Genomic DNA, 22,285 nt, shown 5'->3' with positions numbered 1-22,285 from the left:
CCCCCTTATAAATTTTTGAATGCATCGATTTGTTGTCGCGTGAAAGATTCGATATTTTCACCAGATGCATATTTTTTGTACCAATCAACAGTCCAAGTGATAGCCTTATCTGTTGATAACTTAGGAGTCCAGCCGAGTTTAGTTACTGCTTTTGTACTATCGAGTGTTAAAACAGGCGATTCATAAGGAGTGTTTGTAGAGGGGGAAGTGATTGTTAGTTGTTTATTCCATAATTTTATTACAGATTGAATGACATCGTGAACGGTTCTGTTAGGTTCGTTCAACGGGCCGAAATTCCATGCTTCTGCATATTCAGCGTCTGTCCAAAGTTTTTCAGCTAAAAGGATATAGCCGTGTAAAGGATCTAATACGTGTTGCCACGGGCGAATAGCGTTTTTGTTTCTAATAGTTAACGTAGCATCTTGTAAATATGCACGAATGACGTCTGGGAATAATCGGTCTTCTGCCCAATCCCCACCACCGATGACGTTACCTGCTCTTACTGAGGCGAGTTTCTGAGTATTAGTACGGAAGAATGATTTTTGATAGGATGTTGCCACTATTTCAGCGCAAGCTTTACTAGCACTATAAGGGTCGAAACCTCCTAGTCGGTCAATTTCCACGAATGCCCGGTTACCGCTCCCATCATTTTCATAACATTTATCACTTGTAACATTAATGATGCCACGTATACTTTCTATATGTTTTGCAGCTTCTAATACGTGAACAGTGCCTAAAACATTCGTTTTAAATGTTTCGATAGGATTTTTATATGATTTGGTGACGATTGGCTGGGCAGCTAAATGAAATAGTATGTCAGGGTTATGATGTTTTAGGGCGTGTAATAAAGAATCGTAATCTGTAATGTCGCCATGAATTGTTATGCACTCTTTTGCTACGTTACATTGTTCAAAAAGATTAGGAATCGATGGGGGGTGAGAAGAAAAGCCAACTACTTCTGCACCTAAAGAAGTTAAGAAAAGGGTGAGCCAAGAGCCTTTAAATCCAGTATGTCCCGTAATAAATACTTTTTTCTTATTCCAAAAAGATGAAGAAGCCATATTACCAAACCTTCCACGGAGCGTTATTACTTTCCCATAGCTCGACTAATTTATTTTTATCGCGCAATGTATCCATCGGATGCCAAAAACCAGTATGTTGATATGCTGATAGTTCGTTTTTGTTTACTAACTGAACTAAAGTGTCTGTTTCAAAAACAGACTTATCTCCACTAATGTAATTGAAAACTTCAGGGTTTAAAACGAAAAATCCACCGTTAACCCATCCGCCATCCCCGAGTGGCTTCTCTTGAAAAGATGTTACAGACTGTTTATCTAATATGAGAGAACCGAATCTACCAGGAGGTTGTACGGCGGTAACAGTTGCCATTTTTCCATGTTTTTTATGAAATGCAATAAGTTCTTTTATATTTACGTTACTTAATCCATCACCATAAGTGAGGCAGAAAGGTTCGTCTCCAACAAAATTTTGAATTCTTTTCACTCGTCCTCCCGTTTCGGTATTTACACCAGTATCGATTAGTGTAACTTTCCACGGTTCTACACGATGAGAATGGCTAGTAATTGTATTATCTCTTAAATGTATCGTGAAATCTGACATGTGTAAGTTGTAGTTTAGAAAGAATTCTTTAATCGCATATCCTTTATAGCCTAAGCAAATAATAAATTCAGTAATACCGTAATGGCTATACAAACTCATAATGTGCCATAGAATAGGTTTTGTTCCAATTTCAATCATAGGTTTCGGCTTTAAATGTGTTTCCTCCCCAATCCTTGTCCCGTATCCACCAGCAAGAATAACAGCTTTCATTTTTTCCTCCTAAAATAAAAATTTATAATATATACAGTATTCATATGAAATACAAATGGTATGGTTTTTAGCTAAGTGTGTAAAAATGTGTGGAATATAATAGGGTGAGAAATATTAAGGTTTGAATTTAGGGAATAATTGTTGGTATTCAGGGTGGTTACGTAGGTCTTGTGTTGAGTTGCTAAGGTATAAAAATAGGGTTTCAAGTTCCTCAGAGGACTGACCATAATGTTTTTGGAGTCCCATTCGAATACCTTTTTTTGAAAGGGTAGGTGTAATTTGTAGTTTTCTTGCCTTTGTATGTTCGTTCCAAGGGCTAAAATAAAATTTGAAAATGAATGAAGGAGAGTTATAAACGATAGGTTGGTGCCGAGAAAAATGTCTGCCTGGTAAATATGCACCATCAAGATGGTTGTGTATAAATCTCCAGGCACAGCCGATTTCTGGTTTATAAGGAAAGAGCCCGTGATATCGTTGTTCTACTAAAGGAATGGAGTATCTTAGTTTTGAATAATTGTAATCATGCTTGTCAATCATGACAATCATTCTAATCGCATACATATTTTGGCCTAACGTATGAAGTGATGAGAAAAATTCTTCTACATTATTACAACAAAGAAATTCTGTAGTATTTAATACCATCTTCCAACCTGAAACTTCTCTTTCAATTTCCATTACTTCAATGTCAGTATTAGTGGGATCGAATTCAAGAAATCTTGAATCTCGTACTTCCCAGTGGGGAGCAAATAATTTGCAAATCTCTACGGAACGATCTGTAGAACCTCTATTAATTAAAATACCGTGATCGAATATTTTTGTGTGATGCATAAGCCACCATGGTAATAAATACTCCTCGTTATAAAAGTGAGAGATAACTGTCCTAGTGATTTTAATCTCCTCCAATTGCATAAATAATGATTGTATTTCACTATTATTATCATATGTTTTACAGTAAGAAAGGTTGAAAGGAACGGGGAATTCCATTTTCCTATTTTAGTATCAGTATATCGAAAAAACAGCAATCTAACTATATAGATAGAGTTATAGATTGTGAATATACTACATACTTAGATGTGTGTGGAATTGTGTATAAATTATGAATAGTAAACCGTCACGTTTGACTGTACAGTTTATGTATTGTATGATGTTAGTAATATAAACAAGGGGGGAAGATCGTTGGGAAGGTGTATCGAATCGGACAGTTGGCTCTCATGGCTCACGTGTCGAAACGAACGATTGATTATTATACGAATCTAGGTATCTTAAAAGCGGAGCGATCTCAATCTAATTATCGCTATTACGACGAAACAGCAGTTGAGACATTACAATTTATTGAGAAGTGCAAAGAAATGCATATGCCGCTTTGTGAGATTAAAGAGAAAATCGAGGAGAAGAAGAAGCTGCTCGGTATCAATGAACACGTTTCGAAACAAGTGAATGAAGTGACAGACCATATTCATCGATTAGAAGCAGAGTTAACAGAGTTAAAGCCGCTTTTAGATGGATTGACTGATTCACAACGTGAAAAAATATCGAAATCTTTATCTGGTCAAACGACAGCTTTAATACAGACACTTGCTCTATTATTATAGAAAAAGTGAAATCCGACCTCTTTAATTTTTGTATCGGGCTATGTTTTCTAAGAAAGAAATAAGAAAACATTATAGTATACAGGAGGTGGACACCTTAGTTTTTTTACTAAGGGGATTCATTGGAAATATTTAATTTAGTCATGGTTGCGATTTTAATCGCATTTACTGGATTTTTCGTAGCAGCTGAGTTTGCGATTGTAAAAGTACGTTCAAGTCGTATTGATCAGCTTGTTGCAGAAGGAAAACGCGGTGCTTTAGCAGCGAAAAAAGTAACAACAAATTTAGATGAATATTTATCTGCTTGTCAATTAGGTATTACAGTTACAGCTATGGGATTAGGTTGGTTAGGTGAACCGACAATTGAAAAGTTATTACACCCGTTATTTGAGAAATGGAACTTAAATCCTTCTATTTCATCAGTATTAACATTTGGTCTTGCTTTTATGATTATGACGTATTTACACGTTGTAGTAGGAGAATTAGCTCCAAAAACGATGGCAATTCAAAAGGCTGAAAGGGTAACGTTATTATTGGCGGGTCCATTAATGATGTTCTATAAAGTGATGTATCCATTTATTTGGGTATTGAACGGTTCAGCGCGTGTTGTAACTGGCTTATTCGGTTTAAAACCAGCTTCAGAACATGAAGTAGCTCATACAGAGGAAGAATTACGCCTTATCCTTTCAGATAGCTATGAAAGTGGCGAAATTAATCAGGCTGAATACAAGTATGTAAATAACATTTTTGAATTTGATAATCGTATTGCAAAAGAGATTATGGTACCGCGAACAGAAATCATTGGTTTCTATCTGGAAGATTCAGTAGAAGAACACATGAAAGTAATCCAAAATGAGCGATACACACGTTATCCGATTTTTGGAGAAGATAAAGATGATATTATCGGTATGGTCAACGTAAAAGATTTCTTTATTCGATATATGACCGAGGATCAAAAAGATTTATCATCAATTCGCTCGTATATGCGTCCGATTATTGAAGTGATGGAAACGACTCCAATTCACGATTTATTACTTCAAATGCAGAAGAAGCGAATTCCGATGGCTGTTTTATATGATGAGTACGGAGGGACAGCTGGAATTGTAACGCTTGAAGATATCTTGGAGGAAATCGTCGGCGAAATTCGTGATGAATATGATGAGGATGAAGCACCACCAATTCAACATGTGAACGAGCAACATATCATTGTTGATGGAAAAGTGCTTATCTCAGAAGTGAAAGATTTATTTGGATTACACATTGAAGAAGATGATGTGGATACAATCGGTGGATGGATTATGATGCAAAATCATGAAATCGAAGAAGGACAACACGTTGAGGCGGAAGGTTATGAATTTAAAGTGTTAGAAAAAGACGCTTACCAAATTAAACGTGTTGAAATTCGTAAGATGGAAGAGGAACAAGAAGAAGAGAAAGCAGCAACTGTGTAGGTTGCTGCTTTTCTTCTAAAGTACAAAAAAATGAGAACTTAGGAGCGGATATTTTGATTCAAGAAGCCTTACGTGTATATCGATTACAATTGTATGTGATCTTTAGTGGTTTACTACTTATGTGGACGATTACTCCGTTTGGAAAACAAGTAACAGGGTTTGGTATCGGATTAGCTGTAAGTGCATATTGCCTTTGGTTATTAGCTCGCAGAGTAGAGAAACTCGGGAAAAGTATCGTAATGAAGGAAAAGGCTCCAGGATTAGGAGTTTTAAACCGATTTGCAGCTGCCATTTTAGGAGCTATCATCATGTATGAAATTGAACATGAAATGGAAATGTGGGCATTCGGTACAGGCATTTTAGGTGGTCACTTTTTAATGATTGCGAATTTAGCTTATGCAAATATGCAGGTAGTGAAAGAAGAAGAGAAGAAAAGGGAACATGCTTCGAAAAACATAGAGCTATGATGAAAGGGACCTAATTGGGGTTCCTTTTTATTTTATTGATATGATACAAATAACCAAATTAACGACAAATATAATACGCTTCTTTTTTACGTTTTTCAATAGTATGAAAAATAATAAAAAAAAATTTAAAAACCCATCGATTTCTAAAGGTTATGTATGTTATCATGACAAAAGACTTTTTGAAAGAGGTGGATACCAATGTTACAAGCGCTACTTATTTTTGTGCTTCAAATTATTTACGTTCCCATTTTAACAATCCGTACGATTTTGCTTGTAAAGAATCAAACAAGATCCGCTGCTGGCGTAGGATTGTTAGAAGGAGCTATTTACATTGTCAGTTTAGGTATTGTGTTTCAAGATTTATCAAATTGGATGAACATCGTTGCCTATGTCATTGGCTTTAGTGCGGGACTGTTATTAGGCGGTTATATAGAGAATAAATTAGCAATTGGTTATATTACGTATCAAGTTAGTTTACTAGACCGTTGTAATGAATTAGTAGATGAATTACGTCACTCTGGATTTGGCGTTACAGTATTTGAAGGCGAAGGTATTAATTCTATCCGTTATCGCTTAGATATCGTTGCAAAGCGTTCTAGAGAAAAAGAACTGTTAGAAATTATTAATGAAATTGCACCGAAAGCGTTTATGTCTTCTTATGAAATTCGTTCATTTAAAGGCGGATATTTAACGAAGGCGATGAAGAAAAGAGCGTTAATGAAGAAGAAAGATGAACATGCATCTTAAAAAAAAGAGGAGTAGTGCTGCATGAAAAGCGCAGTATAAGTCCAAATGTAAAAGGGAGGAATCTATTTTGATGTAGATTCCTCTCTTTTCTATTGTTAATTGAAAAACTAAATCGTATAATTATTTTTTCTGCTCATCCTCAAATTAATAATTAGCCATATAACTTGAAAAAATACCGGTATGATAAACGCGATTAATAAAACGATAAGTGATATGGATTTAATTTCGGGTGTTTGAATAACACCAGCACCATCAACATCTCGTAGCCAAATAATAGCGGCCCATATTCCAAAAACGATAATCCAAAATATGTTACCGATCCACCAAGAAATCCATCGTTTTTTCATGTTAGCACCCCTTACATTTATCCACTGTTATTTATAATGAAACAACTTTAAAATTAGTTTTTAACCGTATATCTAACTTGTTTAAAGGTAACTATTTCTCCATCATTATGATCATCTTTCGTTTGCAAAAGTTGAACTTTAGGTTTGTAGTCTGTCCTATGAGCGTGTTCGATATCTTTAATGTTAAGCTTGTAGGATTCACCATTCTTTATCTTCTGTTCCAACACTTTTTTATTAGCAACATAAATAAAAGTTACTTTATTTTCATCAATACCTTCAGTCTTAATTTCTAATTCATTATCTTTTGTTGTAATCGTTGGTGTTAATAATGCCATACTGCCGTTTCCGGTTTCTAAAGAATTTTCTGCAATAGCTGAACATCCGGATAATATGATTCCGGTGAATAGAAGAACAATTAATTTCTTTTTCATAACATCCCCCCGATTCTATGTAATTTTTGATTTTGGCATTGTTAGACTGCTAGTGTGGAGCGTAAATGTTTAGCTAGTACTCTTTTGATTGTACCATAATATGTAAATCAGGGCAGGGTGTAAATCAAATTTAAGGGAGATTGAAAAGTTTACTTATTGTTGAGTATCAATATTTTTCTAGTAGGTATATATCTTCTTTAGAGCGCTCTTTTTTTATATTTAAAATATGAAGTGAAATAAAACCAATAAGTCCTATTCCCCCGAAAATAAGCCATGGTGTATACATTCCGTTTAATTTGGATTTAAACCATGTACCGGTATAATTACCGATGATAAAACCAAATGCGAGTGATAATTGATAAAATCCGAAGAAAGTAGCTGTATATGATTCATTACTGTAATTTGCAATAGCGATATCAGCGTTAGGTAATACGAGTGTTTCACCAATTGTAAAGAAAATTACACAAATAAATAGCCAATATGGGTGTTGAAATAAAGGGATGAGTAAAAAGGAAATACTCATTAATAAAATACCGTATTTAATAAATGAAAGCGTGTTGTATTTGTGAAAGAGTTTTCGAAATAACACCATAAATATGACGCCTGTTATTGCATTTATCGTAATGACTAATGTAGCAAGCTGATTGCTATTACTAATGTTTTTCATATGAAGTGGAAGTGCGACAGTAAGCTGAGTAAACATAATATAGAAGAAGATCATGATAAATGAAAACAGAAGGAAAGACTTGTTTTGTAAGATAGTCTGTATTCCTAATGCAATAGACGTACTTTCAGTAGTGACTTGGAAGTGGTTTTTAAGTAAGTAAAAGATTAAAGCAAATAACAGCATAAGAGACCCTGTTAGAGAGAAAGCATAGATTGGATCGAGTAAGAGTAAGAACCCTCCTGCAATTGGTCCGATTATTGCACCGCAATTAAAGCTAAGGTTTAAATATGTAAATAAATTTTTTCGCAAATGAGCTGGCTGTGAGCCAAATATAGCGCGCGCAGCAGGTTCGTAAAATGCAGTTCCGAAGCCAATAAGTGCAGAAGAAATAGAAACTGTATAGAAATCAGAGCATATTCCTAAAGCGATAAATCCGATTCCTCTTAAAAATAATCCGGCTATCATCATAATGATATAGCCTATTTTGTCAGCAATTAAACCTGAGAATAAAGGGATAACCCGTGATGTAATTATTATAACTGTCAACACTGTTCCGACTTGAAAAGTTGAAAAATGAAGAAAGCTTAATAGATAAATAGCTAAAAATGCGTATACTGCAAAATACCCAAAAGACATAAAAAATGAAGAAATAAGCATGAAACGTATCGGTATTGAGAAACTTTTCATAAAACCCCTCCTAATTATGTAACCAGTAAAATCATTTGATGGTTAACTATTTTATATTATAATTATACACAAAGTCAGAAAAAAGTAAATTTTAAGAAGAAGGTGAATGGAATTGAGCCAAAACGCACCAAACGAATTAGAGTATATTCGAGAATTTTTAAATACATGGAGAATACCAAACGATACGAGAGAAGCAATTGATTTGCTGCAAACAGAAGAGGATATAAAGCTCTTTATGAAAGAATATTTTCATGAAGAGTTTCCATTTCATACGATAGAGGAATTAAAAAGTTTTCGAGAAGATATTCGGATGACAATTGAAGGAGAAGGATCGTTGCAAAAGTGGTTAGAGAAATATCCATTTCATGTATATATAAAGGAAGATATGAAAGGTATTACATATGAACCGATACATGAAGAAACTGTATATACAAAAGTATTAAGCATTGTTTTAATAGCAGTTCAAGAAAATTTATGGGGGAGGTTAAAAGCATGTCCAGATTGCCGCTGGGTATTTTATGACAATTCACGAAATGGAAGTAAAAGATGGTGCGGTATGTATGCTGGAGAAGAAGGAGGAAGAGCATGTGGAACAATCGCGAAAGTAAAAAATTACAGGGCGAAGAGAAAAGGGAGATCGGGTTATAATGTCTAATTTATATTATGGGGAAGAAAATTGGATGGGGGAATGTAGCATATGAAGGGTACACAAATGTTAGCTTTAAATAAAAAGTGTTGGGATACAGTTGCACCATATTTCTTTCAAGTGGATTGTTTACCGAAATATGGTCCTTATACGGCGTCTGAAGATGAAATTCATTTGTTCGATTCAATTAAAGGTAAAAAGGTACTTGATATTGGATGTGGGAGTGGGCATTCGTTGCAATATATGGCTGAACATGGCGCTGAGGAAGTATGGGGGCTTGATCTTTCAAGTGAGCAAATTAAAACAGCGAATGAAACGTTAAAGAGTTGGGATTCAAAGTTAATATGTGGAGCAATGGAAGAAGAAGGGGATATACCGAAAGATTATTTTGATATTGTATACTCCATTTATGCATTAGGATGGACTTCGGATTTAAGAAAAACGTTGGAACTGATATATTCATATGTAAAGCCAGGAGGAAGCTTTGTTTTTAGCTGGGAGCATCCCGTATATTCAAACTTAATGTATGGAACAGAGGAGATTGCTTTAAGTTCGTCTTATCATGAAGAAACTCCTATTACGTTTGAAACATTTAAAGGGGAGGATGTACAAGCAACATTATATAAAAGAAAAATGAGTACATACATAAATGAGTTACATAGAGCGGGATTTACAATTGAGAGGATTGAAGAGCCTGAACCAGCTAGTACATTTGCTGAAGAAATAGCTGAACCTTCTACGAAGTATTATTCTTTATATAAAGCTAGGATGGTGCCAACTACTTTTATTGTGAAGGCGAGAAAGTAGGTAGTGTTATATGAAGGGGGAGGAAAATGGTTCATGTGAGTATGGTGAAGATTGGTGAAGTACAATCTTCTATAGATGAGAAAGTGTATTGTAATTGGGGGAGTATTATTTCAAACATCAAAATATATCCAGAGTATATTGGAGGATTAGCAGGTCTTGAGGATTATCCTCATGCAATTGTTATTTTTTATATGAATGATTTTCAAGAAGAAAACAAACATTTGTGGGCTAGAAAGCCAAGGGGATTAAGTGATTTTGATGAAAAGGGATGTTTTGCTCAGCGGACAAAGCATCGCCCAAACCCTATTGGAATTACTACTGTTGAAATATTATCAATTGATAATAACGTTATGACTGTGCAAGGATTAGACGCTAATGATCGAACGGCAATTTTAGATATAAAACCATATATTGCTGCTTTTGATACAAGAGAAAATGCTCGTGTGCCAGATTGGATGAATAAGTTAATGGAAAATTATTTTTAATAGTAATACAAAAAGCTTTGCGATTTAGAATCGCAAAGCTTTTTGTATTACATTATACTATACGTATGGTTTCTTTATCTTTTCGGTTGAAAAATATGTTGAAAGAAGTATTTGTGATGTAAGTTATCTACAACTTTATTTGCTTGATATGTGCGTTGTTTTTCTATTCGAAGTCTTTGCTCCATCATTTTTATTGCGTGATCAGATAAACGTAACATTATACATTTCTCCTTTTCTATAAATATAGGTGACTATTTGGTATCGATCCCATATTTATTATTAAGGAGGCAAAATGTGTAACATAGGCAAAAAGCACCTTCCTCTCCCATTACGCTTACGAGGTTAGCTGTCGGACTCGGGAAGTGAGAGTTTCCCTACTTAAATAAGATTCGCCCCAAGTAGCAAAGCTACAAAAATGGTTCCCCCGCTCCAAATTTTGGACTCAGCAAAAGGTTTTATAAAGTAAAAGATAACATAAATAAAATGATGAGTCAAACTATTTGTTGTTTTCTGATTTTTTAAGTGAGGTTAACACGACTCCATCGGGTAATATGATCTCCTTTACTTCAATAAAGCCAAGTTTTTTATATAAAGACAGAGCAGGTGTATTTTCTTTTCCTGTTTGTACAATATATGTTTTGGAAGGGGAGAACATGTCAAATACATAAAGCAGTAATTTTGTAGCAATTCCCTTATGAAAATGATCAGGTGATACTACTAAACGATGAATATCAACTTCGTCTTTTTCAATTTTAAAAGAGATGAACCCGGCAAGTGTATCTTCATAAAAATAGCCATAGAAAATTTCATCACATGATTGAATATCGGGTACAGTATCATAAAGGCGAGGGATAGCTGTACTATTTATATATTTTGCCTCAATTTCATAAGCGGGTATTTGAATGCTTAAAATAGAAGTTGCAGTTTTGTGAGAAGTTGTTATTAATTTTTGAATCATAGAATAGAAACCTCCTTGTTGGCTGTATTTTCATAGATTTGACAAGATTTTTCTTTTTTGGATATAATAATTACATAGTTACACAATAAGTTAGTAGCTAAATTGAATTACACTATAATAGAAATGGAGGACTAAAGATGGGGTGGATTATCACATTAATAGTTGGTGCTATTATAGGTGCAATTGCAGGTTCTATTACAGGTAAAGACTTTCCTGCTGGCATGTTTGGAAATATAATTGCTGGTTTATTAGGAGCCTGGTTAGGCGGTAAATTATTTGGAGATTGGGGTCCATCACTAGGTGGTATTCATATTATACCAGCTTTATTAGGATCAATTGTGCTCGTTCTTATTGTATCATTTGTAGTGAAAGCTGCAAGGAAATAAAGAGTTATATTATGATGAAAAGCCCTATATAAGGGCTTTTCATCATTCGAAGAGGTGGTTTTATTGGAGAAAGTAAGTTTAAGAAAACGAGATAAGTTGAAAAAGTTTTTTAGAGAACACAATTATTTAGCAGTATTACTTGGGTTTGCATTATTGTTCATTAACATATTATTACTAACAAAAATATCATTTGTTTTTACACCGTTTATCGTCTTTTTAAAAACAATTTTCTTCCCAGTATTATTAGCGGGCGTACTATTTTACATTTTGCATCCATTCGTTTCACTTTTAGAAAAGAAAGGTGTTTCGAGAATTGTATCAATAGCTTCTATATATATAATCGTACTAGGATTATTTGTATTTTTAGTTGTTACAGTAATCCCGATCATTAAAGATCAAATTGATGCATTGATAGATAACTTACCGTATTTCGGTCATGAAATCGAACGAGCAGCACGTAGATTTGGAGAAAGTAATTTACTAGGGAAAATTCAGGAGAATTTAAATATTGATGTAGCAAGTATGGTAAAAGACTATACAGTTGATTTTACGAAATCTTTATCATCAGTAACAGGAAATGTAACTGGATTTTTAAGTACTGTTACAGAGGTCGTTCTAACGTTTGTAATGGTTCCATTTATATTGTTCTATCTTTTAAAAGATGGTGAGCAATTACCGAATCACTTTTTAAAGTTTATTTCAGAACAAAGACGACCAGCAGCGATGAGAATACTAGACGATATGCATTATGCGATTAGCTCGTATATTAGAGGGCAAATTATCGTTAGCTTATTTATCGGTATTATGCTATTAATTGGTTACCTTATTATCGGGATTAAATATGCGGTACTACTCGCTATTTTAGCGATGATTGTAAATATCGTCCCGTACGTAGGACCAATCATTGCAATTACACCAGCGTTAATTATCGCATTTATTGACTCGCCAGCAATGGTTTTAAAGGTAATTATCGTAATGATGGTCGTACAATTAGCAGAAGGAAAATTTATTTCTCCGCAAGTTATGGGGAAAAAGTTAGATATTCATCCGATTACTATCATCTTTATTATTTTAACTGCCGGAAATTTATTTGGAATTATGGGGATTATTTTAGCAATTCCAGGGTATGCGATATTAAAGGTGTTAGTAACGCATGGTTATCGATTTGTTAAGTTGAATACGTGAAAAAAAGAGCTAGAACAGTATAATCTGTTTTAGCTCTTTTTAATTAATAATTGATTTGCATATTGGCGTGCCCATTGATCTGCTTCTAATATAGCATCTAGTGAAGGAGCTTTTACGTTATGATGGGCTTCAACTGTTTTGTAAATTGTTTTTTCAATATCAAAAAAGGCAATTTCATTTTTTAAGAATAGTGCATTCGCAATTTCATTTGCTGCGTTTAATACAGCAGGAGTAGTACCACCAATTTTGCCACATTCATATGCGTATTGTAGACAAGGAAACTTCTCTAAATCTGGTTTTTCAAAATGTAAACTACCGATTTCTAATAAATTTAATTTTTCATAGGAAGAAGGTAGCCGAGTAGGGTAGTGAAACGCATATTGAATCGGCATCCTCATATCAGGAGCACCGAGCTGTGCTATAACTGATCCATCGATAAACTCTACTAAAGAATGAATAATGCTTTCTTTATGAATCATTACATCAATTTTTTCATAAGGAATATCAAATAGCCATCTTGCTTCCATTACTTCGAATCCTTTATTCATTAATGTGGCAGAATCAATCGTTAATTTTGCCCCCATTAACCAGTTTGGGTGCTTTAAAGCATCTTTTGCTTGTAGAGTTTTCATTTCTTCACGTGTTTTATCACGGAATGCACCGCCAGAAGCTGTAACGATTAATTTGTCAATTTCTTTATTATTTTCTCCGTTTAAACACTGGAAAATAGCTGAATGTTCGCTATCGACTGGAATTAAACGACATCCGTTTTGTTTGGCCAGTTCAGTTACAATATGACCAGCTGCAACTAACGTTTCTTTATTAGCGATGGCAATATCTTTCTTCGCTTTTAATGCTTCAATTGTTGGGAGTAATCCTGAAACACCAACGACGGAACTTAATACAAGATTTGAATTAGGGTCAGTAGCTACCGCAATTAAGCCATCTGTTCCGTATGTGATTTTTATGTTGGCTGAAATACGCGTACGAAGCGTGTCTGCTAATTCTTTTGTCGCGACGCTTACAATGCGAGGTTGAAACGTTTTGATTTGTTGTTCAAGAAGCTCAATATTATAATTTGCGGTTAAACCGACGATTTTAAAATGTTCGGGATGAGCTGAAACGACATCTAATGCCGATGTGCCGATGGATCCTGTGGAACCTAAAACGGATATATATTTTACCATGAAAAAACCTCCAAAGTTGTTTCGAGTATTTCTGCAAACCTATATAGTATTAGACAATTAAAGTGAAAATTCCTGCTATATAAAAAAGGAAATTTAGCTTTATTTGGAAGTTAAATGTGATAAACTGTAAAAAATAACGAAAAGCAATGAAAGAGAAGAGTACATATTCGAAACTTTTCAGAGAGCTGATGTGTGGTGGGAATCAGCAAGGAATGAATATGGAATGGGCTCTGGAGCTTCTAACTGAAATGAGTAGGTAAAGACGGTTACTTCCCGTTATTGAAGTGTGAAGTGAGCTATAAAGATAGCTAATTAAGGTGGTACCGCGGGAGTCTCTCGTCCTTTTTTAAGGATGAGGGACTCTTTTTATTTTGAGAAAGGAGGAGTTAGGGTGAGTGACAAAATAATGTTAACAGGAATTAAGCCGACGGGTTATCCGCATTTAGGAAATTATATTGGTGCAATTAAACCTGCGTTGCAAATGTCAAAGAAGAATGAAGGAAAAGCATTGTATTTTATAGCGGATTATCATGCGTTAAATGCTGTGCATAATCCGAGTCAGTTCAGTAGTTACACGAAAGAGGTAGCAGCTACTTGGTTATCACTTGGACTTGGGGAAGATGTTATTTTTTATCGGCAAACGGAAGTACCAGAGATTCTAGAATTAGCTTGGATATTAGCTTGCCTAACTCCGAAAGGGCTTATGAACCGTGCTCATGCGTATAAAGCGAAGGTAGAGCAAAATAAAGAAGCGGGTTTAGAGGTCGATGCCGGAGTGAATATGGGGTTATATACGTATCCAATATTAATGGCGGCTGACATATTACTATTTCAAGCTACGCATGTACCTGTCGGAAAAGATCAAATTCAGCATATTGAAATCGCGCGCGATATTGCGACGTATTTTAATCATACATTCGGCACGACATTTAAACTTCCAGAGTATGTTATACAAGAAGAAGGTGCAATCTTACCTGGTCTTGATGGAAGAAAGATGAGTAAAAGTTATGGGAATGTAATCCCATTATTTGCGGAGCAAGAAAAACTACGAAAGTTAATATTTAAAATCAAAACAGATTCTTCACTTCCAAATGAACCGAAAGAACTAGAAACGTTATTTACAATTTATAAAGAATTTGCGACAGAGGGTGAAATGCAGTCGTTACGTGAAAAATATGAGACTGGAATCGGATGGGGCGATGTGAAAAAAGAGTTATTCCGCGTTGTAGACCGTGAATTAGCTGGGCCACGTGAGAAATATGCTATGTATATGAATGAACCGAATTTATTATATGAAGCGTTGGAAAAAGGTGCTGAGCGGGCGCGGGCTATTGCGAAGGTAAATTTAACAGAAATTAAGAAACGGATTGGATTTGAGAGGGAGCGCTGAGCGTTCCCTCTTTTTTCTCTATAACTTATTCGTCATATCGATCAGTAAAGCAAAGAGTTCGCATATTCTTTTGAAACTTCTTAGTTGCATATGTTAAAAAGTATGCTACTATAGGGTTACTTATTAAACATCTTTAATAAGTAGGGTTCATTTGATTGCGAAGGAGATGATTCTATGAAAACAGAAAAAGAAAAGATGTTAGCGGGAGAAATGTATATTGCAGATGACGAAGAATTAGTAGCTGATAGGGTGGAGGCAAAACGTTTAACACGTCTTTATAACGAGGCGATGGAGACAGGGGATGAACAACGTTTTACATTATTAAATCAGCTTTTAGGTTCTTCAGCTGATGGGAAAGCTCAAATTAATCCTGATTTTCGTTGTGATTACGGCTACAATATTCATGTTGGAAAGAGCTTTTTCGCAAATTTCAATTGTGTGATTTTGGATGTTTGTGAAGTGCGAATCGGTGATCATTGTATGTTTGCACCTGGGGTTCACATTTACACTGCTACGCATCCTTTACACCCGATAGAGCGGAATTCTGGCAAAGAATATGGGAAGCCTGTAAAGATTGGTAACAATGTTTGGGTCGGCGGGGGCGCTATTATTAACCCTGGTGTTTCAATTGGAGACAACGCTGTAATTGCTTCAGGAGCAGTTGTGACAAAAGATGTACCTAATAATGTAGTTGTTGGTGGTAACCCAGCCAAGGTTATTAAAACGATAGACTTATAGAAATCGTTTTTCATGGGTATATGAATAAACGGGTGTCGTATCGTATAGACAATGTGAAAGGTGTTTCATATGAAGAAAAAGAGTGCGGACAATTGTACAAAGACATTGCTTGCTTCTTGAAACGCTCTTTTTCTTATTTGTTTTGCCGGTTTTTTCGTTTGCTGTAAGTTTCTATCATAGGTTATACACAACTTTTAAGTATACTAGGGGAAGCATTCGGAATACGGCTAGTAGAAATATATCACCTCTATTGCTTTAGAAAATGATGTATGATATATTGTCAACGCAACTTATTAAAAGTGTTTAATAAGTATGTTGATTAAGGTGGTGAGCGATTTGAGTGAACAATTTGTTACTCAAAAATCGATTAAAGAAACGATCCTTCGCGGCATTCGTACAGCTCTTCTAGAGCGAGGTAGTGCAACGAAAGTTGAGCTTAGTAATACATTAGAAATTAGTTTTCCAACGATAAGTAAATTTATAGAAAAAATGAAACAAGATGGTGAAGTCACTTTAGTCGGTTTAGATGATTCAAGTGGTGGAAGAAGAGCGAAACGATATGAATATAATCCAGAATATATGTTAGGTTTAGCGATATTTTTAGAAAAAAATGAGACGAACTATACAATTTTTAACTGTTTAGGGGAAGTAAAAGAACAAGGAAGTACTTCAAGTATGCTAATTGATACGGGCGTAAATGTATTATCTAAACATATTGAAGGTCTTATCGCTACATTCCCGAAAATAAGCTCTATATCAATTGGTGTGCCTGGTTCGGTTGATGATGGTCGTATTTTTTATATTCCTGGATATGAAAAGTTCCAAAATTTTAATTTGAAAAGTCATTTGGAGGAACAGTTTTCTATACCAGTAGTAATAGAAAACGATATGAATGCCGCAGTACTCGGTTATCATAAAAATACTGGAAATAATGAAAATTCCTCTCTTGTATATTTATATTCAGGTCAAAATGGACCAGGTGCGGGGATTATGGTAAATGGAGACGTCGTACGAGGGAGTACGTTTTTCTCAGGAGAGATATCTTTCGTACCGCAGTATGATAATAAAAATTTCTTACAAGCTTTGAGAAGTGAAGATTCGAATAATCCAGAGGAATATAATATAGATGCTATTACTCGTCTAATAGCTACATGTATAGCTATTATTAACCCTCATGCCTTTATCTTCTGTGATGATGAAGTGAATCAATTTGTTATAGATCAAATTGTAAAAACTTGTCCGCAGTACATTCCGGCGGAACATATTCCGAAAATAACAGTGAGCAATTGGAAAGAAGATTATTTATATGGATTAAAAAGTCTAGGACTTGATCTTATGATTACGAGAACAAATAAAGAAAATTAAATGTCCTGGCAATGAAGCATCCAATTGTCAGTTGAATAACATAAAAGAAAAGGTGTCGATTATGAAAATTGAACATGTAGCAATTTGGGTGAATGATTTAGTAGGAATGCGTGATTTTTATAAACAATATTTTAATGGTGAAGAAAATAGCTTATATCATAATCCAAAAAAGCAATTTAAATCTTATTTTATAACTTTTGAAGGTGGTGCGCGTCTAGAACTTATGAAGCGGGTAGGGATAGAGGATGCATTACAAACAGAAACAATAGGATATGCGCATATTGCTTTTTCTGTAGGTAGTAAAGAAAAGGTGAACGAATTAACGAATACATTAAGAGAAGCAGGATACGCTGTGTTAAATGGCCCGCGTACTACAGGGGATGGTTACTACGAAAGTGTAGTAAGTGATCCTGAAGGAAATCAGATTGAGATAACAATCTAACATTTTATTCACTTAGCTCCTGTTTTTTCTTTTCAAGCAGAAACTGACGCATTTGAATCATCGTAGAAGAACAGAGGAGAATGCCAATGAGTTGTCCATATAAATGGCACTCTAGGCGTTCTCTTTTTATATTTTGACATTCATCAATTTCAAAGAGTGACTTCCACGTTTTAAACAAAATTTCAATCTGCCAACGAAGTGAATATAATGGATGCACGTAGTTCATCGGTACTTCTTCTAGCGACGTGTGCGTGATATATACATTCATATCATTCACTTTAATAGCTATTGTCTCAATAAAAATCTGGAATAATTTTAGACAAGAGTAAGAATCTGAGTTAAAACAATGTTAGTTATAAATTAAATATTTATCATAGCTTCTGCCAATAGTTCCTTAGCATAGGAAAATCAAATAAAAACAACATATAATTTGTAAATTATTTTAGCAAGAGTAATGAGGACAAATAAACCAATTCCTTGTACCTTAAGGAATTGGTTTATTTGTGGGGCATACAATTTTTACTACATTGTTGGTCTGGAAGTCAACGAATATATATCGGTTTAAAAAAAGTAATCAAAGATTGCTCAAGACCAGCAAATATTTATGAGAATTATCCTTGTAATAGTAGTAAGAAATGCTATTTTTGTTACATAGACAAAGACATTGAGTTTGATATATAAAGTTGAAGGAGAGGGAATTACGTCAAAAACAGTAGGGAAAAACGTTGCTATGATTGAAAAAACTAGCTGAAAAAAACACTTTAAAAGTGGGTGAGAATCTGTTATCTAGTGAAATAGAAAAGAATGAAGATAAACCGGAAAATCCTATTAGGGGGTGCCGCCACATCCCTATCAAGCAAATCTGTGATCGTGCAATGGTGCATCGAACAATATTTTATAAACATTTTGAAGATAAAAATGCGTTAGTGGCATTTGGATTTGAAAAATATCAAGAAGAAGCTTCGACAATATCACTTTTAAATCGATTAAGTAAGCCATTTCAAGTGATGGAACAATTCTTACATCATAAGGAGATTAGTGAAATATTTGAGTCGCAAATGGATGATGAACAATTTAGTAACTTTGTACATTCTCACACTCGTGAAATGAAGAAACAGGAGAATCAAGAATTAAATCGACTTTGTAAAAATCATACGATACCAAATGAGTTAATTGAATTCTATTCGGGTGTCACTGGAACGTTAATTGCATGGTGGTTACAAAATAGAAAAAGTGTTTCAGCAGAAGAAATGGATAAATACTTTCATCAATTGATCAATCAAGATATTTTTCATTTTGAAAGGGAATGCCAATAACATTAAATAAATTTTCAACACCCTTAAGAAAGACTTTCTTTGATTATAGCTGCCATTTTGGCAGCTATTTTTATTTCACAAAAAGGGGCAGGTTAGTAGAAGAAAAAATTTTCTATATTTCTTTTTTTATTGGGAACATCTCATATATTTTTTCAACTAAAGATTGAGGAGACTCCCTTGACGATCTTTTGATCCAATCAATGAAGACATTAAAGAATCCACCAATAAAAAATAATGCTTGAGCTTTGCTCATGTTATTACTGATCGGATTGTCTGTTTCAAATACAGATTTTATTGCGGAATTAACATAATCAAGAAGAAGACCAGACATATTGGAATCTATTATATTTTTCATTAGGATACGCTCATTGGCCATAAAATTTATTAAACCTTCTATAAAAAGTTGAAGACTCTCATGAGAATCCAAATAAGTAATTTCTTCTAAAAATTTGTCGATACTTTTTTGCATAGAGGCATTAAGCACATCGTAAATGGTACGATAATATTTGTAAAATGTAACTCTTGCAACTCCAGCTTTTTTGCAAAGATCCGTAACTGTTATATTCTCCAATTTTTTTTCTTGCAGCAGCAGACCCAAAGCTTCTGTAATGTATTCTTGGGAGTATATACCATCCTGACGTGAGTTTCTCAGCGCTAACACATCCTTTCATTTTGTTAGTTTTAGCTTCTATTAAACTAAAAGTGCTTGAAAAACCACCCCTCTCTTTTATACTTACATATGTAAGTACTAATGTTAATACAAATGTTTAGATGATGACTATGCTTATTCTATAAAGGGAATTTGATTTCTGTCAATGTATACAAAAATTCGTTTTTCCTGTAGGAATAAAATTCCAATAGTACATAAGGGATACAAAAAAACATTTAGTACCATGTACTTACTATTGTAAATAACGAAGTTGGAGGAGATTAAAATAGCAAAGTATCTTTACAAATTAGGTAATTGGGCAGCAAAACACGGGAAGGGGATTGTTTTTAGTACCTTAGGAATTTTATTCATCTTAGGGGTACTAGCTGGAAGTTTAGGTCCCTCATTCAATGATGAGTTAACGATTCCAGGTACACCAGCTGATAAAGCAAGTAAGTTGCTAGAAAAAGAATTCCCTGAATCTCAAAGTGCTGGTGCTCAAATTAAAATAGTTTTTAAAGCTCCAAAGGATCAGACATTAGATTCGGAACAGATAAATAAAGTGATTACGGATACTTTATCTGATATTAAAAAAAATGATTCAAATGTTGAATCAATTGTAACCCCTATACAACTTAAAAATTTAACCAAAGATAATACCATGGGTTATGCTGTTGTAAATTATAAAAATGATGCTGAAGATATAAAGGAATCATCTAAGAAGAATGTATTAAACAAAATTGAACAAACTCGTGACAAGGGAATCCAAACGGAGTTAACCGGTGATGTGAAATTTTCTGTAGTCGAATCAAGTGGTGAATCCGAGGCTGTTGGAATAGTTATTGCCTTTATAATTTTGGCGATTACCTTCACATCTTTCCTAGCAGCTGGGATGCCTATTATCACTGCTATTATAGGATTAGGAACTGGAATGCTCGTAGTAATGATAGGCTCTAATTATATTGAATTACAGGATCTATCGCTTTCAGTAGCTATCATGTTAGGAATAGCCGTTGGAATTGATTATGCTTTATTTATTATGACTCGATTTAGACAACAACTTGGTGAAGGACATTCCGTTAAAGAATCTATTGCTATAGCAACTGGAACTGCAGGGAGTGCTGTTGTCTTTGCTGGTATCACTGTAATAATTGGACTTCTTGGATTATCCGTCATGCAGATTCCATTTTTAACTAAGATGGGAGCAGTATCATCTATTAGTATATTATGTGCTGTATTGGTTTCCATCATCGTACTTCCAGCTATACTAGGAATAGTAGGGCATAGATTTCATCCTTCTTCAGGAAATAAATTCCTAAAAAAAATCACAGGTGTAAAAGCAGGCAAAGTACCTTCGAATAAATGGGGGAAACTTGTCACAAAACATCCGTTAGTTATGTCTTTCCTGGCAATTGCATTACTTGCTGTCATTAGTATTCCCTTTTTCCATATGAACCTAGGACTGCCCGATGACGGGGATACCATGTCAAAAGATACAACAGAAAGAAAAGCATATGATCTCATGACAGAAGCATATGGAGAAGGTGTTCACTCTTCTCTAGTTGTGGCAGCAAAAATAGATAGTAAAAAACAAGACCCACAAGAGACACAAAAAGCAATGGCGGAGATTACAGAAGAAATTGGTGAATTAAAGAATGTTAAGAGTGTAACACCAGCCTTCCCTAATTCTTCTGGTGACGTTTTTATTATCACCGTGACCCCAAAAACGGGACCAAATGATATAGAAACAAAAGATCTTGTGAAACATATTCGAGACAAATCGAATACAACAAAAAAAGAAAATGACATTGAGTTATTAGTTACTGGTACAACAGCGGTCAATATAGATATAACAGAAAAGCTAAATACAGCATTACCTATATTCGCAGTGCTTGTAGTAGGACTAGCATACGTTCTTTTAGTGTTAGTATTTAGATCCCTACTACTTCCTTTAAAAGCAGTTGTAGGTTTCCTGCTTTCATTGGCTGCAACACTAGGATTTGCCGTGTTTGTTATTCAAGATGGAAATCTTCTTGATTTATTTGGTTTCCCTTCTTCTAGTGCAATTCTTGCCTTCTTGCCAATCCTTACAATTGGTATCCTTTTTGGCTTAGCAATGGACTATGAAGTATTTCTTGCAAGTCGTATGCGGGAAGTTTACACGCATACAGGTAATCCAAAGGAAGCTATTCTTGCAGGGATGAGAGACAGCGGAAAAGTTGTAGCTGCAGCAGGATTAATCATGATAGCTGTATTTTTCGGCTTTATGCTTATGCCAGACCCAATGGTAAAGGCTATAGGTATGAGTCTAGCATTTGGAGTTCTATTTGATGCTTTTGTGGTTAGGCTGACTATTGTTCCGGCCGTTATGACATTGATGGGGAAAGCAGCTTGGTATATGCCAAAATGGCTGGATAAGATTCTTCCAAATATAGATGTTGAAGGGGAATCTATATTGCATAAATCAGAAAGCGAAGATAAAAGAGTGGGATAAGTGTAGCTATGAGTTAAAATT

The 22,285-nt window shown here is 34.7% G+C and carries 24 protein-coding genes, 3 pseudogenes, 1 riboswitch and 1 other annotated feature; of the genes and pseudogenes, 16 read left to right on the top strand and 11 right to left on the bottom strand.

Going from position 1 to position 22,285, the window contains the following annotated elements:
• Positions 1-5: 5 nt before the first annotated feature.
• The 3 genes from rfbG to MR083_RS07175 all read right to left on the bottom strand — a co-directional run bounded on the left by rfbG (position 6) and on the right by MR083_RS07175 (position 2,739).
• Positions 6-1,061 (bottom strand): CDP-glucose 4,6-dehydratase, encoded by a 1,056-nt coding sequence (gene rfbG / locus MR083_RS07185; protein WP_046647617.1) that lies wholly within the window; start codon positions 1,059-1,061, stop codon positions 6-8.
• 1 nt (position 1,062) lies between these two features.
• Complete coding sequence (gene rfbF, locus MR083_RS07180; protein WP_000648792.1) at positions 1,063-1,830, bottom strand: glucose-1-phosphate cytidylyltransferase; 768 nt, start codon at positions 1,828-1,830, stop codon at positions 1,063-1,065.
• 114 nt (positions 1,831-1,944) lie between these two features.
• Positions 1,945-2,739, bottom strand: coding sequence for a glycosyltransferase family 2 protein (locus MR083_RS07175; protein WP_041184775.1), 795 nt, complete (start codon positions 2,737-2,739; stop codon positions 1,945-1,947).
• A gap of 275 nt (positions 2,740-3,014) precedes the next feature.
• Between MR083_RS07175 and MR083_RS07170 the strand changes: the two genes are divergently transcribed.
• The 4 genes from MR083_RS07170 to MR083_RS07155 all read left to right on the top strand — a co-directional run bounded on the left by MR083_RS07170 (position 3,015) and on the right by MR083_RS07155 (position 6,084).
• Positions 3,015-3,422 (top strand): MerR family transcriptional regulator, encoded by a 408-nt coding sequence (locus MR083_RS07170; protein ID WP_000285644.1) that lies wholly within the window; start codon positions 3,015-3,017, stop codon positions 3,420-3,422.
• 119 nt (positions 3,423-3,541) lie between these two features.
• The gene (locus tag MR083_RS07165; RefSeq protein ID WP_000402269.1) at positions 3,542-4,870 is read left to right on the top strand and encodes a hemolysin family protein; all 1,329 of its coding nucleotides are present in this window, start codon (positions 3,542-3,544) and stop codon (positions 4,868-4,870) included.
• Between the two features lie 53 nt (positions 4,871-4,923).
• Positions 4,924-5,337, top strand: coding sequence for an ATP synthase subunit I (locus MR083_RS07160; RefSeq protein ID WP_000613878.1), 414 nt, complete (start codon positions 4,924-4,926; stop codon positions 5,335-5,337).
• Positions 5,338-5,535: 198 nt separating this feature from the next.
• Positions 5,536-6,084: a DUF2179 domain-containing protein gene (locus tag MR083_RS07155; RefSeq protein WP_000938438.1), complete on the top strand. Its 549-nt coding sequence runs from the start codon at positions 5,536-5,538 to the stop codon at positions 6,082-6,084.
• A gap of 107 nt (positions 6,085-6,191) precedes the next feature.
• On the opposite strand, the gene MR083_RS07150 is transcribed toward MR083_RS07155, so the two are convergent.
• The 3 genes from MR083_RS07150 to MR083_RS07140 form a co-directional block, all read right to left on the bottom strand.
• Positions 6,192-6,431 carry a DUF3923 family protein gene (locus tag MR083_RS07150; RefSeq protein ID WP_000747680.1) on the bottom strand — a complete coding sequence of 80 codons (240 nt, stop codon included), beginning with the start codon at positions 6,429-6,431 and terminating at the stop codon, positions 6,192-6,194.
• A gap of 53 nt (positions 6,432-6,484) precedes the next feature.
• Entirely contained in the window at positions 6,485-6,862 is a 378-nt protein-coding gene (locus MR083_RS07145) for a hypothetical protein (protein WP_242268818.1), read from the bottom strand.
• A 166-nt stretch (positions 6,863-7,028) separates the two neighbouring features.
• Positions 7,029-8,216, bottom strand: coding sequence for an MDR family MFS transporter (locus MR083_RS07140; RefSeq protein WP_000834832.1), 1,188 nt, complete (start codon positions 8,214-8,216; stop codon positions 7,029-7,031).
• Between the two features lie 112 nt (positions 8,217-8,328).
• Here MR083_RS07140 and MR083_RS07135 point away from each other — a divergent pair, with 112 nt between their 5' ends.
• The 3 genes from MR083_RS07135 to tsaA are packed head-to-tail and all read left to right on the top strand — an operon-like array spanning position 8,329 to position 10,154.
• On the top strand, positions 8,329-8,871 hold the full coding sequence (locus MR083_RS07135; protein WP_061183613.1) for a CGNR zinc finger domain-containing protein: 543 nt from the start codon (positions 8,329-8,331) through the stop codon (positions 8,869-8,871).
• Between the two features lie 42 nt (positions 8,872-8,913).
• Positions 8,914-9,669 carry a class I SAM-dependent methyltransferase gene (locus MR083_RS07130; RefSeq protein WP_242268817.1) on the top strand — a complete coding sequence of 252 codons (756 nt, stop codon included), beginning with the start codon at positions 8,914-8,916 and terminating at the stop codon, positions 9,667-9,669.
• A 26-nt stretch (positions 9,670-9,695) separates the two neighbouring features.
• Positions 9,696-10,154 (top strand): tRNA (N6-threonylcarbamoyladenosine(37)-N6)-methyltransferase TrmO, encoded by a 459-nt coding sequence (tsaA, locus tag MR083_RS07125; RefSeq protein WP_242268815.1) that lies wholly within the window; start codon positions 9,696-9,698, stop codon positions 10,152-10,154.
• 74 nt (positions 10,155-10,228) lie between these two features.
• Here tsaA and MR083_RS07120 read toward each other — a convergent pair whose 3' ends face one another.
• Positions 10,229-10,372, bottom strand: a complete 144-nt coding sequence (locus tag MR083_RS07120) for a hypothetical protein (RefSeq protein WP_000945243.1) — start codon at positions 10,370-10,372, stop codon at positions 10,229-10,231.
• A gap of 97 nt (positions 10,373-10,469) precedes the next feature.
• Positions 10,470-10,612: riboswitch (cyclic di-AMP (ydaO/yuaA leader) on the bottom strand.
• Positions 10,613-10,650: 38 nt separating this feature from the next.
• The gene (locus MR083_RS07115; protein WP_242268813.1) at positions 10,651-11,112 is read right to left on the bottom strand and encodes a GNAT family N-acetyltransferase; all 462 of its coding nucleotides are present in this window, start codon (positions 11,110-11,112) and stop codon (positions 10,651-10,653) included.
• A 137-nt stretch (positions 11,113-11,249) separates the two neighbouring features.
• On the opposite strand from MR083_RS07115, the gene MR083_RS07110 reads away from it, so the two are divergent.
• Positions 11,250-11,498 carry a GlsB/YeaQ/YmgE family stress response membrane protein gene (locus MR083_RS07110; RefSeq protein WP_000539716.1) on the top strand — a complete coding sequence of 83 codons (249 nt, stop codon included), beginning with the start codon at positions 11,250-11,252 and terminating at the stop codon, positions 11,496-11,498.
• 63 nt (positions 11,499-11,561) lie between these two features.
• A complete protein-coding gene (locus tag MR083_RS07105; RefSeq protein WP_016718087.1) occupies positions 11,562-12,683 on the top strand; it encodes an AI-2E family transporter in 1,122 nt (373 codons plus the stop codon).
• 29 nt (positions 12,684-12,712) lie between these two features.
• Here the strand turns inward: MR083_RS07105 and MR083_RS07100 are convergent, their stop codons facing one another.
• Positions 12,713-13,870, bottom strand: coding sequence for a 1-deoxy-D-xylulose-5-phosphate reductoisomerase (locus MR083_RS07100; protein ID WP_242268811.1), 1,158 nt, complete (start codon positions 13,868-13,870; stop codon positions 12,713-12,715).
• 137 nt (positions 13,871-14,007) lie between these two features.
• Positions 14,008-14,217, top strand: a binding site (T-box leader).
• 5 nt (positions 14,218-14,222) lie between these two features.
• On the opposite strand from MR083_RS07100, the gene MR083_RS07095 reads away from it, so the two are divergent.
• The 4 genes from MR083_RS07095 to MR083_RS07080 all read left to right on the top strand — a co-directional run bounded on the left by MR083_RS07095 (position 14,223) and on the right by MR083_RS07080 (position 17,805).
• Positions 14,223-15,260, top strand: coding sequence for a tryptophan--tRNA ligase (locus MR083_RS07095; RefSeq protein WP_116733384.1), 1,038 nt, complete (start codon positions 14,223-14,225; stop codon positions 15,258-15,260).
• A 174-nt stretch (positions 15,261-15,434) separates the two neighbouring features.
• Positions 15,435-15,998, top strand: coding sequence for a maltose O-acetyltransferase (locus tag MR083_RS07090; RefSeq protein ID WP_000845605.1), 564 nt, complete (start codon positions 15,435-15,437; stop codon positions 15,996-15,998).
• Positions 15,999-16,334: 336 nt separating this feature from the next.
• The gene (locus MR083_RS07085) at positions 16,335-17,363 is read left to right on the top strand and encodes an ROK family transcriptional regulator (RefSeq protein ID WP_000003040.1); all 1,029 of its coding nucleotides are present in this window, start codon (positions 16,335-16,337) and stop codon (positions 17,361-17,363) included.
• Positions 17,364-17,424: 61 nt separating this feature from the next.
• The gene (locus tag MR083_RS07080; RefSeq protein ID WP_000687577.1) at positions 17,425-17,805 is read left to right on the top strand and encodes a VOC family protein; all 381 of its coding nucleotides are present in this window, start codon (positions 17,425-17,427) and stop codon (positions 17,803-17,805) included.
• Between the two features lie 7 nt (positions 17,806-17,812).
• Here the strand turns inward: MR083_RS07080 and MR083_RS07075 are convergent.
• Positions 17,813-18,073: pseudogene (locus tag MR083_RS07075) on the bottom strand (transposase); the annotation flags it as partial.
• 414 nt (positions 18,074-18,487) lie between these two features.
• On the opposite strand from MR083_RS07075, the pseudogene MR083_RS28150 reads away from it, so the two are divergent.
• Positions 18,488-18,614 (top strand): annotated as a pseudogene (locus MR083_RS28150) (ABC transporter permease); the annotation flags it as partial.
• Positions 18,615-18,650: 36 nt separating this feature from the next.
• Positions 18,651-19,121: pseudogene (locus MR083_RS07070) on the top strand (TetR-like C-terminal domain-containing protein); the annotation flags it as partial.
• A gap of 112 nt (positions 19,122-19,233) precedes the next feature.
• On the opposite strand, the gene MR083_RS07065 reads toward MR083_RS07070, so the two are convergent.
• Complete coding sequence (locus MR083_RS07065) at positions 19,234-19,782, bottom strand: TetR/AcrR family transcriptional regulator (protein WP_242268808.1); 549 nt, start codon at positions 19,780-19,782, stop codon at positions 19,234-19,236.
• A gap of 274 nt (positions 19,783-20,056) precedes the next feature.
• Between MR083_RS07065 and MR083_RS07060 the strand changes: the two genes are divergently transcribed.
• Positions 20,057-22,264, top strand: coding sequence for an MMPL family transporter (locus MR083_RS07060; RefSeq protein WP_396022293.1), 2,208 nt, complete (start codon positions 20,057-20,059; stop codon positions 22,262-22,264).
• The last annotated feature ends 21 nt before the right edge of the window (positions 22,265-22,285 follow it).

Source organism: Bacillus cereus group sp. BfR-BA-01408 (assembly GCF_022663305.1).
Lineage (GTDB): Bacteria > Bacillota > Bacilli > Bacillales > Bacillaceae_G > Bacillus_A > Bacillus_A pacificus.
The sequence above is the reverse complement of the archived record's forward strand: the minus strand, read 5'-3'. Positions and strand labels throughout refer to the sequence as shown.

Bases quoted from the DNA above. Each gene is read 5' to 3' on its own strand.
- MR083_RS07130 (WP_242268817.1), top strand. From the start codon at position 8,914: ATGAAGGGTACACAAATGTTAGCTTTAAATAAAAAGTGTTGGGATACA.
- MR083_RS07100 (WP_242268811.1), bottom strand. From the start codon at position 13,870: ATGGTAAAATATATATCCGTTTTAGGTTCCACAGGATCCATCGGCACA.
- MR083_RS07115 (WP_242268813.1), bottom strand. From the start codon at position 11,112: ATGATTCAAAAATTAATAACAACTTCTCACAAAACTGCAACTTCTATT.
- rfbF (WP_000648792.1), bottom strand. From the start codon at position 1,830: ATGAAAGCTGTTATTCTTGCTGGTGGATACGGGACAAGGATTGGGGAG.
- MR083_RS07120 (WP_000945243.1), bottom strand. From the start codon at position 10,372: ATGTTACGTTTATCTGATCACGCAATAAAAATGATGGAGCAAAGACTT.
- MR083_RS07095 (WP_116733384.1), top strand. From the start codon at position 14,223: ATGAGGGACTCTTTTTATTTTGAGAAAGGAGGAGTTAGGGTGAGTGAC.
- tsaA (WP_242268815.1), top strand. From the start codon at position 9,696: ATGGTTCATGTGAGTATGGTGAAGATTGGTGAAGTACAATCTTCTATA.
- MR083_RS07175 (WP_041184775.1), bottom strand. From the start codon at position 2,739: ATGCAATTGGAGGAGATTAAAATCACTAGGACAGTTATCTCTCACTTT.
- MR083_RS07110 (WP_000539716.1), top strand. From the start codon at position 11,250: ATGGGGTGGATTATCACATTAATAGTTGGTGCTATTATAGGTGCAATT.
- rfbG (WP_046647617.1), bottom strand. From the start codon at position 1,061: ATGGCTTCTTCATCTTTTTGGAATAAGAAAAAAGTATTTATTACGGGA.
- MR083_RS07155 (WP_000938438.1), top strand. From the start codon at position 5,536: ATGTTACAAGCGCTACTTATTTTTGTGCTTCAAATTATTTACGTTCCC.
- MR083_RS07090 (WP_000845605.1), top strand. From the start codon at position 15,435: ATGAAAACAGAAAAAGAAAAGATGTTAGCGGGAGAAATGTATATTGCA.
- MR083_RS07140 (WP_000834832.1), bottom strand. From the start codon at position 8,216: ATGAAAAGTTTCTCAATACCGATACGTTTCATGCTTATTTCTTCATTT.
- MR083_RS07080 (WP_000687577.1), top strand. From the start codon at position 17,425: ATGAAAATTGAACATGTAGCAATTTGGGTGAATGATTTAGTAGGAATG.
- MR083_RS07145 (WP_242268818.1), bottom strand. From the start codon at position 6,862: ATGAAAAAGAAATTAATTGTTCTTCTATTCACCGGAATCATATTATCC.
- MR083_RS07150 (WP_000747680.1), bottom strand. From the start codon at position 6,431: ATGAAAAAACGATGGATTTCTTGGTGGATCGGTAACATATTTTGGATT.